General features: G+C 49.9%; 10 protein-coding genes. 4 read left to right on the forward strand and 6 right to left on the reverse strand.

The window, feature by feature from the left end:
* Window positions 1-10: 10 nt before the first annotated feature.
* Window positions 11-2,059 (reverse strand): M13 family metallopeptidase, encoded by a 2,049-nt coding sequence (locus tag ACTJJS_RS16035; RefSeq protein WP_440664446.1) that lies wholly within the window; start codon window positions 2,057-2,059, stop codon window positions 11-13.
* A 119-nt stretch (window positions 2,060-2,178) separates the two neighbouring features.
* On the opposite strand from ACTJJS_RS16035, the gene ACTJJS_RS16040 reads away from it, so the two are divergent.
* The 3 genes from ACTJJS_RS16040 (at window position 2,179) to ACTJJS_RS16050 (ending at window position 4,041) form a co-directional block, all read left to right on the forward strand.
* Window positions 2,179-3,366, forward strand: coding sequence for a DUF5009 domain-containing protein (locus ACTJJS_RS16040; RefSeq protein ID WP_440664447.1), 1,188 nt, complete (start codon window positions 2,179-2,181; stop codon window positions 3,364-3,366).
* A 159-nt stretch (window positions 3,367-3,525) separates the two neighbouring features.
* Window positions 3,526-3,768 (forward strand): hypothetical protein, encoded by a 243-nt coding sequence (locus ACTJJS_RS16045; RefSeq protein ID WP_168870670.1) that lies wholly within the window; start codon window positions 3,526-3,528, stop codon window positions 3,766-3,768.
* 21 nt (window positions 3,769-3,789) lie between these two features.
* The gene (locus ACTJJS_RS16050; protein ID WP_440664448.1) at window positions 3,790-4,041 is read left to right on the forward strand and encodes a hypothetical protein; all 252 of its coding nucleotides are present in this window, start codon (window positions 3,790-3,792) and stop codon (window positions 4,039-4,041) included.
* Here ACTJJS_RS16050 and ACTJJS_RS16055 read toward each other — a convergent pair whose 3' ends face one another.
* From ACTJJS_RS16055 to ACTJJS_RS16075, 5 genes are read right to left on the reverse strand one after another with little or no spacing between them, the layout of a single operon-like run.
* Complete coding sequence (locus ACTJJS_RS16055) at window positions 4,042-5,931, reverse strand: monovalent cation:proton antiporter-2 (CPA2) family protein (RefSeq protein WP_168870668.1); 1,890 nt, start codon at window positions 5,929-5,931, stop codon at window positions 4,042-4,044.
* Window positions 5,928-6,539 carry a glutathione-regulated potassium-efflux system oxidoreductase KefF gene (gene kefF, locus ACTJJS_RS16060; protein ID WP_440664449.1) on the reverse strand — a complete coding sequence of 204 codons (612 nt, stop codon included), beginning with the start codon at window positions 6,537-6,539 and terminating at the stop codon, window positions 5,928-5,930. Before kefF ends, ACTJJS_RS16055 begins: the two co-directional genes overlap by 4 nt.
* A gap of 12 nt (window positions 6,540-6,551) precedes the next feature.
* Entirely contained in the window at window positions 6,552-8,402 is a 1,851-nt protein-coding gene (locus ACTJJS_RS16065) for a chloride channel protein (protein WP_343744526.1), read from the reverse strand.
* A 16-nt stretch (window positions 8,403-8,418) separates the two neighbouring features.
* The gene (locus ACTJJS_RS16070) at window positions 8,419-9,339 is read right to left on the reverse strand and encodes a transglutaminase domain-containing protein (protein ID WP_440664450.1); all 921 of its coding nucleotides are present in this window, start codon (window positions 9,337-9,339) and stop codon (window positions 8,419-8,421) included.
* A gap of 21 nt (window positions 9,340-9,360) precedes the next feature.
* A complete protein-coding gene (locus ACTJJS_RS16075) occupies window positions 9,361-11,940 on the reverse strand; it encodes a hypothetical protein (protein ID WP_440664451.1) in 2,580 nt (859 codons plus the stop codon).
* Between the two features lie 730 nt (window positions 11,941-12,670).
* On the opposite strand from ACTJJS_RS16075, the gene ACTJJS_RS16080 reads away from it, so the two are divergent.
* Window positions 12,671-16,063 (forward strand): hypothetical protein (locus ACTJJS_RS16080; RefSeq protein WP_440664452.1); only part of this gene is annotated, 3,393 nt, incomplete at its 3' end.

Raw genomic sequence — 16,063 nt, forward strand, 5'->3', positions numbered from 1 at the left:
TAAAATGATATTACCAGATGCGTACCCGTGAACTGTCCGCTCTCCACATGCCATCACCTTCTTTCAGGTTGTACACTTTATAGAAAGCGTCTACATCGCTGAAAGGTCCGTTCACCCTGAATTTGGCAGGTGAATGCACATCAACGAGCACTCTCCTGGCCAGTTCTTCTTTTTTGGTATGGCTCAGCCAACCGAGGGAATAACCCATGAAGTAGCGTTGTGCGGGAGAATAACCAGAGATAGGTTCATTCTTTTTAAACTGTGCTGTTTTCTGGAATGCGTCCCATCCCAGCAGGATACCGCCAAGGTCTGCGATATTTTCGCCGAGCGTGGCTTTACCGTTAATGTGCAGGGTGTCCACCACCAGGTAGGAGTTGAACTGTTTCACCATCACGGCTGCACGCTGATTGAATTTCGCTTCGTCTTCTTTGGTCCACCAGCTTTTCAGGTTGCCTTCTGCGTCAAACTGGCGGCCTTCGTCATCAAAGCCATGGGTAATTTCGTGGCCAATGGTGGAAGCGCCGGCATAACCATATACGAGTGCATCGTCGAGCTCTTCGTCACGTTTGCCGGGAACGGTGAAGATGCCTGCTGGCAGTACAATTTCGTTGTTGCTGGGATTGTAGTAGGCGTTATATGTCTGCGGTGTCATGTCCCATTCGGTACGGTCTACCGGTTTGCCCAGCTTGCTGACCTGGTAGTTGTGCCACCATTGCTGCGCTGCTCTTGCATTCTCAGCGTATGATTGGTCCTTGATGGCCATGGCGGAGAAGTCTTTCCATTTATCCGGGTAACCTACTTTCTTGGTGATTTTAGACAGTTTGTACAGCGCTTTCTGCTTTGTGCTGTCGCTCATCCAGGTAAGGTTTTCGATACGTGTTTTAAGTGCGCCGCGAATATCTTCCACGAGGGTCTCATATCTTTTTTTCGCGGTAGCGTTGAAGAATTCTTTTACGAACAGCTGGCCAAGTGCTTCGCCCATAGCACCCTCTTCAGCGTCGAGCACACGTTTCCAGCGTGGCTTCTGTTTCTCCTGTCCTTTTAACAACGTGCCGTAGAAAGCGAAGTCAGTGGAGGCAATGTTATCGCTGAGAGCAGAAGCGGTGCTATTGATCAGGTGCCATTTGAGATAGTTCTTCCATGCGTCCAGCGGCTGCGATTTGATGGCGTTGCTAAGGGCGGTATAGAATTCCGGCTGACCAACAATAATCGTATCTGCGTGACTGTTAATGCCTTGTTGTTTGATAAAGGCCGCCCAGTCAATGTTGCCGGCTATTTTATTCAGCTGGGAAACGGCCATTTTATGATAGTTGGCTTCGGGATCGCGGAGGTCGGCCAGTTTGCGGCTCGACTTGGCCAGTATGGTTTCCAGCTGTACTACGCTGGCAGCAGCAGCTTTGGCAGCGGTACTGTCCATGCCGGTGAACTGCAGCATCTTCGCGATATGCGCAGGGTAAGCCTGCCTTATTTTTGTGGTGCGTTCGTCGGTGTTGAAGTAATAATCACGGTTAGGTAAACCAAGACCGCCCTGGTAAAACTGCAGCGCCATGGCTTCACTGTTCTTGGCATCCTGCGCGATGTACGGGCTGCACATGGCGTTGGTGAAGATGTTCTGCTGTGCGGCCAGGGCTACCAGCTCCTGTGTGTTGCTAACGGCATCGATGGCTTTGAGGTCGGCCTCGATAGGTTTAATACCTGCTGCGTTGATGGCAACGGAGTCCATTCCGCTTTTCCAGAAGGCCGCGATTTTACGGGAAATATCATCGCCCGGTTTTTCCACAGCCTGTTCATTGATGAGACGAAGACGTTTGTACAGCTCTTCCTGTACCAGGTTACCAATGCCCCAGGAGCTGTATTCCGCAGGGATAGGGTTACGTTTGATCCACCCGCCGTTGACATAATCAAAGTAATCTTGTCCGGGGTTGACGGTGCTGTCTATGTTGGCAGCCAGGATGTCGGGAGTGGCCTGTTGTTTATCGGCCGTCGACTGACCCTGGTTGCAGGCGGCGATGCATGCGATGCCAGCGATGCTGACGCCTGTGAGCAGGTATTTCCTCATAAGTGTGAATTGGTTTATGGCCGGAAAGATAAATTTTTTTGACCAGCGGCCGATTAAAATAGGCTTAATACTGTCAGTTTTATATTGTACTTTGGAAGATAGTCAACCACTTTTCCCCTATGATCAATAAACTCTCCACCGGCCGTATTCTGTCTATCGATGCTTTCCGCGGAATCACTATTTTGGTAATGATTTTTGTCAACAGCGTTGCCGGTGTTGACGGTATCCCTTCCTGGATGCAGCACGCACACGCTGATGAAGACAGGATGACCTTTGTGGACGTGGTGTTCCCCGCCTTCCTCTTTATCGTGGGCATGTCCATCCCTTTCGCTATCAATAGCCGGCTGAATAAAGGCGACAGCTTCTGGCAGTTGCAGAAACATATCCTGTGGCGCACGCTGGGACTATTGGTGCTGGGGGTATTTATGGTAAACACCGGTGATCTCAACCCTTCGGCAACAGGTATCAGCAGGGCGTTGTGGGCGCTGTTGTTTTACGGCAGTGTGATACTGGTGTGGAATGTGTACACTTTTAAACAAAAATGGATCAGCTGGATGATGAAAGGCATCGGTGCCGTTGTCCTGATCGTACTGGCAGTGATTTTCCGAGGCGGCGATGATGGAACGCATTATCTCACGCCGCAGTGGTGGGGCATACTGGGATTGATCGGTTGGGCATACCTCTATGCCTGCATCATTTATCAGCTCTTTAAAGGAAACCACAGTGCTATCTTCCTGATGATCGCGGTGTGTATCGGCTATTATATTGTATGCAGACAACCTTTTGCCCAAAAAAGCGAATGGAGCTGGCTGGCATCGCAGGGCGGTAATGCAGCACATACGGCCATTGTGTTGTGCGGTATGCTGTTGACTTTGTTTTATTTTGATGAAGACCTGGGGCTGACCGGCAGCCGCCTGATATCAAGGGTTACAGGATTTTGTGCGGTGTTGTTGATCGCCGGTGCCTGGTTGAGGCCAGCCTATAAATTGTCCAAGATCCAGGCTACACCCAGCTGGAGCCTGTACTGTGCGGCTATTTGTGTGGCCGTTTTTTCACTTTTGTATTTTTTGATAGATGTAAAACATTTCAGCAGATGGACTTCCTTCTTTAGGCCTGCGGGGTCTAATCCGCTGCTCACCTATATTCTGCCGGATATTGTGTATTTCGGAATGATAGCATTGGGACTAAGGCTACCGGCTGTTTTAGAGCAGGGCCTGCCTGGCATTATATGGTGTATGTGTTTCGCAGTAGCCATGTTATTTGTGGTAAAAGGACTGAATAAGTTACATATCCGCCTGCAACTGTAACAATATTCCCCACTCCTTCGTTATAGCGTATACGTTATGTAGAAAAATATCTGCATGAACAACATCCGTATGTCGTTGTTGTACCGTAGATATGGTAATGGCATTTTGTTTGTCGCGTGATTCCGCAGATCGTATTCTTTATCCCAAATTTTACCCCCGATGAAAAAAATAGCAATTGTTCTGATGCTGGCAGGTGTGATTTTAGCTATCTTAGCACAGTACGCCTACACGAATGACTGGATGTGGTTTCGGATTTTCCACACGCTGGGATTCATAGGATACATATTTATCATTAGCGGACTGGCTTATTTTTCCCTGTGGTTCATTCATCAGCTTTCCCGCGATGAAAAAAACAGGATCAAACGTTATTATCATCAGCAGCACAGCGAAAAAGAAGCCTGAGCCCTACAACGGCAGTAACCAATGGCAGCAGATACCTTCACGCTTAAATTTGAATATAAGGGCCACCCTCATATTCTGGAAGTGAACACCGTACACCAGACTTACAAAACCATATATAAAGTCGTCATCGCTGAACACGAAATTAGTTTTGAGCCCGATGAAGAAGGTTACGTGCGGGCCATTTCCGATAAGCCCATGCACGACCATAGCCGCCCGGTAGACGTCGAATTGTTGCACCATGTGGCGGAACTGATCATCCACCACATCCAATAATCAGCTTTCTGCTTCACCGCGAACTTCATCCCGGACAGATTCCGGGTCCCAGCCCTGCCCTTCGTCCAGCCAGGTCTTGATACGGTCAGAGGCAATGAGTTTCTCCATCTCTTCGATACGCTCCCGCATACTGATGAGGTATTGTTTTTTATCGTCGCGCGTAGCCGATAAGCCTTTCAGCGTCCGTTCATCCTGCCGGAAGAAGGTCCGCGCCGCCCTTTCGCTGTGATAGGCACGTGCACCGAGCATTCGGAGGGCATCAGCGCCCATGCGCAGTGAGGTGTCCACCGTTTCGCGGTAAATATGCAACACGCCCAGGTCCATCAGCTCAAAACTGTCTTCCACCTGCTGCGCTCTCACCAGCAGCTGCAAATGCGGAAAATATTTCTGGGCCAGTTCCACGATCTGGCGTGTCTGCTCATATTGATCAGTAGCCACAATCAGCAGTTTGGCGTCGGCAGCGCCGGCTGCCGCCAGCAGGTCGTACCGGGAGGCATCGCCATAATATACTTTAATGCCCAGGTTATGTAGGGCGTCCACCCTGTCGGAATCCATATCAAGGATGGTACATTTGATGCCGTTAGCCCGCAGGAAACGCCCGGTCATACTACCGAAGCGCCCAAAGCCTGCAATAATCACCGGGTTCTTTTCATGTATTTCATCGGAAGACCGCTCATCCTGCTTCGGTATCTGACGGGTAAACCGCGGCTGTACCACTTTCTCATACAATAACATAATCAGCGGCGTCAACGCCATACTGATGGCCACAATAGCGGTCAGCATCGCGGAAAGCCTGGCATCGATCAATCTCACCTGGTTGCTGAAAGCCAGCAGCACAAAGGCAAATTCACCAATGTCGGCCAACGCAAAAGCAAACAGCAGGTTCTGGTCTGTACTTAGTTTGAATACTTTCCCCAATATCATCAACACCGCCGCTTTGATCAACATCAGGCCCAGCACAAGCCCAAATATCAACAACGGTTCTTCCATGATAAGGGTAAAATCAATGGAAGCGCCTACAGCAATGAAAAATAGTCCCAGCAACAAACCTTTGAATGGCTCTATGTCACTTTCCAGCTCATGACGGTATTCACTGTTGGCGAGCACTACACCGCCCAGAAAAGCACCCAGCGCGGAACTTAAGCCTACCAGGTTCATTAGCACGGCAATAGCCACCACCATTAACAGGGCCATGGCGGTAAACAGCTCCCTTACACGCGTGCGGGCAATGATACGCATCAGCGGATTGACAAGATAACGGCCGGCAATAATAATAGATGCTACAGCCCCCAGTACAACAAGTGTTTGTCCCCATGCCGGAAGATTGTCACGCAACGACGATTCATGCAGATCGGCAGTATTAGCGGCGCCACTGGCCAGCAGCGGGAAAATGGCCAGCATCGGGATAACCGCGATGTCCTGGAACAACAACACGGAAAAGGCGCTCTGCCCCGCGGCAGTGCCCATCCACCCTTTTTCATTGAGCGTTTGCAACACAATAGCGGTTGATGACAATGACAGGATCATACCCAACGCCAGTGAAGCGTTGAATGGCTGTCCCAGCAGGTAAGCCAGACCGGCGATGGCAGCGGCGCTGCCCAGTACCTGGAGCCCTCCCAGCCCCAGAATGGATGTCCGTAACCGCCATAACAATGTCGGTTCCAGCTCCATCCCGATAAGAAACAACATCATCACCACGCCAAACTCGGCGAAATGCATAATGTCTTCTCCCTCTTTGCCAATGAAGCCCATGACAGACGGACCAATGATCACGCCGGCTATCAGGTAGCCCAATACGGCGCCCAGCCCCATTTTCTTGGCGAGCGGCACAAACACAATGGCGGCGGCGAGGTATACCATTGACTGAAATAGCAGCGAATGTTGGTTCATATGGAGCGGGTTTGGGATGGAAGTTGTAATGCCTCGTTCATGTAAGTCAGCCGTGGCAGGGCTGCCGGATCTATCTTGTCGTCGCGCAGCAACTCCAGCATATGACGGTATTGCTCCGCAGCCGTACGTATATCTTCTATGTCCATGCGGTGTACGCCGTAAATCACATAAGGAGCGGCATATTGCATGTTGCACAATGCAGCGGTCTGTGAATACGGCAGCAGAAACTGATGTACCGGATACTGATGGATGCCTTCAGGCTGATAGTTTCTTTCTGAGCTTCCGGTAGAAATCACATTGCCGAAATACTTTCCCTGCAGAGCTTTGCCGGTATGTCCGTATGCCCAGCCGTGCTCCAGCACCAGGTCCAGCCACTGCTTGATAATGGCCGGAGCGCTATACCAATAAAAAGGATGCTGTAAGAGAATGATATCATGCTTTTCGAGCAACTGCTGCTCCCTGGCCACGTCAATGTCAAGGTCCGGGTACCATTCATACAAATCGTTGATGGTAATACCCTTGATACCCCTGATGGTGGCCAGCAGCTGCTTATGTACCCTGGATTTTTCCAGTGCAGGATGTGCAAAATTGATTAATACCCGCGCCATATTTTGATGTGTCTATCCTTCGGAATATTCCTGTAACAATAACCGGTACTTATTCAGTATACGTGATTTGGAAACAAACCCCATCAGCCTTTTGTCCTGCACTACCGGCAAGTTCCAAACATGTGCCTCATCAAATTTTTTGAGCACCAGTGTAATGTTGTCTTTTAAAGATACTACTGCTGGCGGAGCTTTCATTAATTTCTTAACCGTGATGGTATCATATAGGTCCGGACTGAACATGATGGGACGAATGTCATCGAGTGTGATGATGCCTTCCAGTTTGTCCTGCTGGCTTACAACGGCAATGATATTACGGTGCCCGTCTTTCACGAGTTCTATCAGCTCCCGCAGGCTGCTGCTGATATCCACCCGCTGGATGTCCTGTTCCACGAGGTCCTGCATCTTCAGCATCAGCAGGATGTTGTTGTCGTGCGCTTTGGTAAAGACTTTACCTTCTTTCGCCAGCTCGGTAAGTTCTGGTGAGATAGGAGAAAACCATTTGGCCATCAGGTACGAAGTGGTGGAAACAATCATCAGGGGGATAAACAAATCATACCCGGAGCTGGATTCTGCAATCAGGAAAATGGCAGTCAGGGGGGCATACATCACACCCGCCATCACGCCCGCCATGCCTACAATTACGAGATTGGTGACCGGTACATCAGTGAAACCTATCTGAGAACAGAGCATCGCAAAAAAGAATCCCAGGAACCCGCCGGCAAAAAGGGAGGGCGCAAAATTGCCCCCATTGCCGCCGCTCTGGATGGTGATGGAAGTAGCAAACGCTTTCAGCAGGCATACACAACCGGTGAATACCAGCAGCATCCAGCTTTGTGGCGGGAAGTACCCGAAGAAACTGTTTTGCAGAATGGTTTCGCCATGGCCTCCGGCCAATGATTTTACGACAGTGTAGCCCTCGCCGAACAACGGCGGCATCGCCACGCAAAGGATGGACACCAATACGCCACCCAGCATGGCTTTACGCAACGCGCTCCATTGCAGGTGCTTAAAGAAATGTTCTACTTTCTTCGATAACACCACAAAGTAACGGGCGTAAAAACCGCACAGCAGGCCGAGGACAATATAAAAAGGTACGTTATGATAGTTGAAAGGGGTGCGTGATTCAAAATGAAAGAGCACTTCTTCCTGGAGAATGATCTTCGATAACAGGCTGCCGCAGACGGCGGCCACCACCAATGGCATGAAATCGGAAAACACAACGCCTGTCAGTAAAATTTCAAAGGCAAACATCATCCCGGCGATGGGGGCGTTAAAGGCAGAGGCAATACCCGCTGTAGCGCCAGCAGCAAGCAGCAACGTTCTCTCTTTGTACCCCAGGGAATACGTTCGGGCATAGTTCGAGCCCAGTGCCGCGCCGGTAACGGCAATAGGGCTTTCCAGCCCGGCAGAGCCGCCCAGGCCAACGGTGACGGCGCTTTGCAGTATCTGCGAATACATTTTCACCGGAGGGATAAGGCTGGAGTTTTGCGCAATTTCGTGCAGAATGGCCGGAATCCCTTTGCGGGACTGGCCCTTGAAAAAGAAAATAACGATCAGGGTGGTCAGTACAATCCCCAGAAAGGGAAAGACAACATAAAAGATCACCTGGGTACTGAAGTGTACCTTGTAGGTAATAATGTAGTGGATATAGTGTACCAGCATTTTTAGCACTACTCCGGCCAGGCCGGCAGAGCAGCCCACGAGAATACCAGACAGCAGCAGGAACTGACTACGGTTCAGTTTGCTGTGAAGCCAGTGTAGAAGCAGCTCATAGCTTTTGGCTTTGCGGAGGCTGTATTGTTCAAAATCCCGTTTAAACCTGAAAAAACCATGGTGCTTCCGGATACGGCTATATTTACTCATGGCGCAAATTTAAAGATCAGAGCTCAATCAACCCATAAACTTTATCATTCATGTAAGGTCCACCTGGATGTCTGGCGGTATAATCCAGGTTGATCCAGTACTCCCCTTTCAATTCGTGGTAATAGAGTTCTTTGATCACGGGTTTGGGAAACAGGGTGATAATGGCCTGCTTCATGATCTCAAAATCTTCTTTGTCGCCGCAGTACAGCTCAGGATAGGCGTGCCCTTTGATCAGTACGATACGGCAGCGGGCCCCAATGGATTGAAGACAGGAGGTCATCAGGATGGAGTGATCGTCACAGTCGCCACCAAGGCCATTCTGGATCGTTTCCTGCGGCGTGGCGAAATATTCGTCACGACGGGAATCCAGGACATATTTAAAATTGCCGTTGATATAGCGGAAGAGAGACAGGAAACGGGTGATCTTCCCGTATTTATAAAAATACTCGTCGTAAAAGTCCAGTGAGTGCTTCACGGAGAAGTTGCGGACCACGGAATCCTGGTAGTTGACTTTTTCCCTGATGCCCCGCACGGTTTTGTCGCGGTAGCTTTCTACACGACGAGGATACAAGCTGAGGATGTCCAGCTGTTTGCTGTCTTTGGTGCCCCAGTTGCCTTGCACCATGCCTTTGTAGTCGTTTAATACATTCGTGAAAGTATAGTCATCACGATATTTGTTGATCAGCAGCACGCTGCACACCACCAGGAAAGCGGGGATAATCAAAGGCCGGAAAACCCATCTCAGGGCAAATACTATCAGAAGGCTGATCAGGAAAGACACAGCCAGGTCTATATGGAAGCCTCCCGCTACAATGGGCGGGAGGAACCGGTTTATAAAAGGTGCGAGTGGTGCCAACGTCAGCAGGCTCAGTATATTGAGCAACAATTGCGTAGACGCTGAATATTTACTTTCATCAATGGCCATTATGCTATGCAATAAAGCAAAATTATGCCATAATCACTTCGCAAAATTTGGTATGGCCTGTTTAAAGGAGGTGCTGTTGCGAATTAATTCTATTTGTTGTTGCGTGTCTGTGATCTGTTTGTCCATGTTCAGGTCGCGGTAAATGTTCTTCAGCAGGGCGAAGTTCATCAGCGCCAGTACTTTCAGGTCCAGTTTCTGTGCATGTTCAATGGCTATTTCGGCCACACGGATCGCTTTATGGAACTCGTGTTCATTATAATATACCGTGGCATGCAGCAGTTTCTGGAATGATTCCAGGTGTTTTCCGCTGAAATAGTCGGAGGAGTATTTTTTGATGACCTGGTCGGCGTGCCGGCAGATCCTTTCCGCAGATTTGATATTGCCCATTCCCAGATGTCCCTGCGCCTGCCATAGCAGCAGCATCAGGCGGAAGGAGTCCGCTTTGCGGTAAGGCAGTGACGGGTATGCCTGGAACAATCGCTGGGTGAAGTTGAGCAGGTGCTCATAATCTTCCATCAGCAGGAAGGCGGTGCCCATGTTACGGAATACGATTTCCTGTGCCACAGACATCTGCTGCCGGGAAGCATGGCCCCAATACTGTTGGTACTGGTATATTTTGGCGCGGATGCCTTCGTTCACAAAACCGAATTTGAGATACTCATATATAAAGAGGAGTATTTCGTAAGGGGTCACCCACAGTTCTCCGTCAAATTCATCTGCGTTGTACAGCTTTTTGATGCTGTTGAGTTCCAGCTCGCACTGTTCTGCGTCCAGCTGAAGCAATGCCATGCTGAAAAGCATGTTGCGGATCTTGAGTTTGTCTTCCCGGGCTTCGGCCAGTCCCAGCAGGGCATTCAGCACTTTTCGTTTGCGGAAGTGCATGAATTCATCATTGATGATCTGGTTGAGCGGGTTCTTTTTGAAGAATCCTGCGGGGAAGATCGATTTCAGTTCCACCTGGTTGTTGCCTTCATGCTGATAATGAAGCACGAGATATTCGAGCAGATGTGATTTTTCGATGTTTGCCAGCGGGAGATGGAACATTTTGATGATGCCTTCCGTTTGCCGGGTGGTGATCGCATAGCGGAGCAGCCAGCGGAACACCCCGATGCGGTAAGGAGATTGTGGCAGATGGTCCAGTATGTTCCGCAGCAGGTTTTCGTTGATTTCCTGGTTGCTTTGCTGGAGGTAGCGCATCGCTACGAAGTATTCCAGCAGGAACGTATGGGCGAAGCGCACTTTTACGTGGAACATGATTTCCTGGCTGAGATTTTCTTCCGCAAGGATGTTATCTGCCAGCAGTTCCTTATAGGCAGGGAATAGATCGGCGTTTTGATTAAGCAGTTTGCTCTTGTCGATATAGATGCCGCTGCGGCCATAGTCGAGTTGTGCCAGCAGCTTTTCTATGATCTTTATTTTAAAGGCATTGCTTTGTGAGTTGAAGACGCGGTTCTGTACAAACCGCGATACGATCTCGAACAGGCTGAGGTGTTCATCTACAAAGTTCTGGTCTGGTCCGGTATTGAGCTGACAGAAAAGCTGGAGGTAATACGGGTTCCGTAATTTCTGCAGGAAGCTCTCTGAGAACATCCGGATGGTGGAGGGGTCAAAGTGGTGGTTATAGAGCACAGACTTCACTTCCTGTTCCGTGAGGGCAGGCAGGTTGATGTTTGTTTCCTCGTCCATTTCCGGTCCCAGGTACCAGTACCGGCGGAAGGCCGGATATTGGTGGGAATGCTGGAATATCTCTGACCAGGTGCTGCTGCGGATGGAAAGGATCACTTTCACCCAGGGGTAGCGGTCATTCGAATAAACGAAGTCTTCCAGCTTGGTATATAATAGTTTGAGTTTATCTCCTGAAACGGCGATTTCATCGAAGCCATCGATGATGAGTATCAGCCGGCCACCTTTATTATTAAAGTGACTGGAGAAGTATTCGCGGAAGTTTTCTCCTTTGCCGAGGTCCATCTGGTTGTCCAGCCAATTGGCGAGGGAGAAGCCTTTAAGCAGCAGGCTGCCGGCGGCGTGTGCATGGATGAACCAGCATACGTCGTGTTTAAACCGGGCATCCCTGCAGAACCAGAAGTGTTCGGCGAGGTGTACCAGGGCCACGGATTTGCCCCATCCTGAAGGGGCTATCAGGGCGGTGGCAGCGTAGTCGCTTTCGAGGAACCGCTCAATGTGCGCATTACAGAACGTCCGGGGAACAGTAAACGGGAATGCTATTCCCGAACGGTTTTTAAGCGTCAGGATAGTGTAGTGGGATACTGCATCCGCTTTGGTTTTCAGTTCATCCCATCTCCGTGTGTCCAGTTGCTGGTTGCTGCGACTGGCGCTGTTGAGCAATTGATAATGATGTTGCTGAAAATCTTCCCAGTCCTTGAACCGGCAATATTGTGAGAGCGTGTTCAATGTGTAGCGCGAAAAGCTGTGTTGTGTAACAGCAAATCCGAATACCCTTTTGAGCGTTGTCTCACTCACCAGTTTGGTGGTGTTATCCAATATGGACTGAGCCAGATTTTTGCAATCTGCCGATGACATGACTTCAACACCGTATCTGCGCAATACTTCTTTCTGCAGTGTCATGATGAAGTCATAGGATAGATCAATCATAGGGGACAATAAATGGATTAGGAATTTTCGATACTTCATTAAGTACGTCTGAGTCAGCGGTTTAGATTTATGAAAAGCAAAATGAACAAAATGAACAGGAAATTTTAAAAATGATTATATATATGAGAATTTATAATAAAGATACTTTTGTGTTATTTATTATTTATTATGATATGTATAATATAGGTATAAATTAATTAGATAGATGGAAAGTCAACCCCGGTGGCCTTTCTTGGTGAGTGTCTAAGGCAAGCAGAAGAAAAATAAAAAAAAATTACCCGTCAGCCCGGTTGCTGCCTGCCGGAAATAAATGTCATGGTATAAAAAAGGTGACCGTCGTCATCAAAATGAACAAACTGAACGATTGAATTTGATAATGAATGAAAGGGTCGCTACCATTCAAAATGAACTAAAATGAACCACCTTTTATCCCCTTCTTCACTATACATTCGTAACGCTTTTGCAAACCTTTAACATATGATTGAAAGTGGGATACATCTATCACCTCACTTTTCCATCATTGTCATGTAGCCACGTCGTAACCTATCCTGCCGCCAGAGTAATTTGTAATTCATTGAAAAATGAATATCGTTTTATTTTAATATCTGGTGCTATGCATTCAAACACTACTCCTAATTGCCCTTTTATTGCTGCCCCTATCACCCAATCCTGGGCAAAAAGTGCCTTGAACACACCCGTGTCACTATTCTTCAAAAGGCATACCCGATTATTGGGAAACCTGCTGTTACTGTTGATGACCTTCGGGATGATAGCACAGCCGGCCATGGCGCAAACACAGACGCAACGTGTATATGCGAACAGCGAAGCGCATGCAGCCACAGGCCTTTGCCTTATTTGTAGTGTGGCTAACCCTGACAGTGCCAGGGACGTCACCGGCAACTTTCTGCAAACCGGATCGGTGATCAATGCCGGCGTCGCCGCTTTGGCAACTATCTACCAGGAAGTGATCTTCCCCGCCGGCCAGACTCCTTCAGCGACTGACCCCGCCATCGTGAAAATCGGTACCGGCGGGACACTGCTGTCTCTTGGCCTGGCAAGTGCAATTAAGGTACAGGCGTATAACGGTGCTACACCGGTAGGTACTCCGGCCAATGTTGCCGGGACGTTGCTGAACCTCCTCATAAGCGGCAATCAGGCAGAAGTGTTCGTTCCTGCACCGGGAGCAGCATACGATAGGGTACGCGTAACAATTGACGCAGGGTTGCTCTCTGCTGCGTTAAGCCTGAAAGTATACGCTGCATATTATAATAAACCTGCTACCGGCACTATAGCCTGTAACACACCTATTGATGTGCTCACCGGTGCTACAGCCGATCTGGGCCTCGCTTCATTAGGCGGAGTTACCAATGCGCAAAATGCAATAGACAACAACATCTCTACATATGCTACCATGCAGACTGCACTGGCAGCTGCCGGACAGGCGCAAATTACTGCCATCTACCCCGGATTGTCCAAGACCGGAGACTCGGTCAGGGTCGTCGTCTCGAATCCAGGCACTTTACTGACACTTCAGCTATTAAATTCGATAACCATTCTAACCTATAATGGCGGTACCGTCGTTGATAGTATTCCAGGCAACAGCAATCTGCTTCGCCTGGATCTGTTGCAAGGGTCCGGTAGCATACAAACGCTTTCGTTTGCTTCAAGCGGACCATTTGACCATATTCAGGTGAGATTCGGGGCAATTGTCAGTGCGCTTGCTGCATTAAATATACATGAGATACAACGCTTGTCCCCTGCCCCGGTTTCTGCAGGCGGCGTTCTTAAGACCACCTGTCTCGGTACGGATGTAGTACTGAATGTAAGCAATCCTGATAATGTCAATTATAACTATACCTGGTACGATTCTACCCAAACCAACATTGTGGGAACTGGTTCCAGCTTTACCGCTTCGGGAGCTACTGCCGGCTCTTTCCGGTATTATGTATCTGCCATGCTGAAAACATGCTCCGCTTCTGAATCAGCGAAAGCACTGGTGACAGTCCAGGTCAATAAATACGCTGCTGCTGCCGACATTACTGTACCGCCTACGACGGCGGTCTGTGCAAATGTCGCCACCATTACACCTACTGCTACCAATCCTTCCGGTACACCTACCTTCAAATGGTACAAAGACATTAATAAAACCACCCAGATCACCAATGGTCTGGTAGAAGGGGCCATCAGCTACGCCATAGACGCTGCGGGCAAACTCACCATCACCGGACTTACCGCTCCGTCTACTACTTTCTATGTTAGTATCACCGACAGCACCCATTGTGAAAACCAGGCCGGCGCACTCGCTGCCGCTACTGTTACTGTCGGTACCAGCCCTGTTCCTCCGGTAACGGCTACCGGCGTTTCTGCAGTTGTCAATCAACCCATCACGCTGACTGCTTCCGCTCCTGCCGGCACTATTGAATGGTACACTGATACTACACTGGCCCCGGTTGCTACCGGCCCGTCTTACAATATTGGATCATTCCCCACAGCAGGAGTACATACCTACTTTGTAGGCGTACGGCTGCCGGGTGGTTGCTCCTCCGCCAGAATTCGTGTAGATGTCACCGTTACAACAGGCGGCGCTCCGGTTTCCTGTAACGCGCCTACCACCAGCGCATGGGGCACTACCCTCGGTTGTGTGCTTTGTGCGGTGAACAATCCGAACAACGCGGTGGACAGTGATCCGACCAACTTCTCACAACTGAGCGTTCCGGTCGGTCTGCTGGGTGGGTCTGCTTTCGAACAGCTCATCTTCCCGCAACCAGGCGCAGCGACAGACAGTGTGCGGTTTGATCTGGAATTCCCGGATGGTCTGGCCAATGTCTCCCTGCTGGGCGGCGTAGTGCTGACGGTAGCAAATGGCACCAATGTGGTGACAAGAGACACATTGGGCAGCCTGCTGCATATTTCACTGCTTTCCTCTACCAGGGGATATGTGACTATTCCTGCCGTCGGCGCCTTCGACCGCGTGGAAGTGAAAATGACCGGCACGCTGAACCTGCTGAATACCGTCAATATATATGGTGCACGCATCATCAGCCCTAACCCAACCGCACTGGTACGAAATGTAAAAGCCTGCCTTGGTTCCACTGCCACCCTTTCCGCTACCGTGGCACCGGGCACCAGCATCCAGTGGTTCGCGGATTCTACTACCACTACAGTACTGAGCACCAGCAATCCGTTTACTACGCCGGTACTCAATACCCCTGGTACCATAACTTACTGGGCACAGGTGGTAGGCACCAACAATTGCGCTAACCCTGATCGTATACCCGTTGTAGTTACAGTGAATACACTGGGTACCGCGGCAGACATTAACCTGGCAGATACCACCCTTGGTTGCGTTAGCAATACTGCGGTGCTGAAACCTACTTCTACCACGGTTACCAACCCGGTATTCACCTGGTATAAAGACGCGAATAAAACCACCGCCATCACCAACGGCCTGACAGAAGGCGCGGTACACTACGCATTAGACAGCGTTGGTAACCTCACCGTCACCGGCCTGGCCCTTGGCAACTATACTTATTATGTAGCCGTTACCGGCTCCAACCGTTGTGAAAACGCTGCAGGCGCACTGAAACCTGCTGTGGTAAGCATCGTGAATGCTCCGGCTTCACCAGTGGTGACCGGCACTGTCGTAGTGGCAACCGGCCAACAGGCAACGCTCACCGCTTCACCTGTTCCGGGCGCGGTAATTAACTGGTACGCTGATTCTACGACTACCACCATCGCCGGTACTGGTACCAGCTTCGTGGTGGGTCCGTTTAATAATCCGGGCACTTACAGCTATTTCGCTGCCGTAAGCGTTCCAGGCGCCTGCTCTTCTGCACGGGTACGTGTAGACGTAGTAGTGACCGGTCCGGTTATTCCTTCTCCGGATTGTAATGTGCCAACCAGCCAGGTTTCCGGCACCACCCTTGGTTGTATCCTCTGCTCTGTGCAGAATCCGACCAATGACATCGACAGCTCTAAAACAAACTTCACTACCCTGAGTATGCCGGTAGGTTTACTCGGCGGCTCTGTGTTCCAACAGCTCATCTTCCCGAACCCGGGAGCCGCAGGCGACAGCATCCGCCTGACCATGGCAGCTCCGGGCGGCCTGGCAGATGTAAGCCTG

Origin of the sequence: Chitinophaga sp. 22308 (genome assembly GCF_052045305.1) — a bacterium.
Classification (GTDB): Bacteria; Bacteroidota; Bacteroidia; order Chitinophagales; family Chitinophagaceae; genus Chitinophaga; species Chitinophaga varians_A.

Coding starts and splice junctions, on each gene's coding strand:
- ACTJJS_RS16035 (WP_440664446.1), bottom strand. CDS start 2,059: ATGAGGAAATACCTGCTCACAGGCGTCAGCATCGCTGGCATCGCATGC.
- ACTJJS_RS16040 (WP_440664447.1), top strand. CDS start 2,179: ATGATCAATAAACTCTCCACCGGCCGTATTCTGTCTATCGATGCTTTC.
- ACTJJS_RS16045 (WP_168870670.1), top strand. CDS start 3,526: ATGAAAAAAATAGCAATTGTTCTGATGCTGGCAGGTGTGATTTTAGCT.
- ACTJJS_RS16050 (WP_440664448.1), top strand. CDS start 3,790: ATGGCAGCAGATACCTTCACGCTTAAATTTGAATATAAGGGCCACCCT.
- ACTJJS_RS16055 (WP_168870668.1), bottom strand. CDS start 5,931: ATGAACCAACATTCGCTGCTATTTCAGTCAATGGTATACCTCGCCGCC.
- kefF (WP_440664449.1), bottom strand. CDS start 6,539: ATGGCGCGGGTATTAATCAATTTTGCACATCCTGCACTGGAAAAATCC.
- ACTJJS_RS16065 (WP_343744526.1), bottom strand. CDS start 8,402: ATGAGTAAATATAGCCGTATCCGGAAGCACCATGGTTTTTTCAGGTTT.
- ACTJJS_RS16075 (WP_440664451.1), bottom strand. CDS start 11,940: ATGATTGATCTATCCTATGACTTCATCATGACACTGCAGAAAGAAGTA.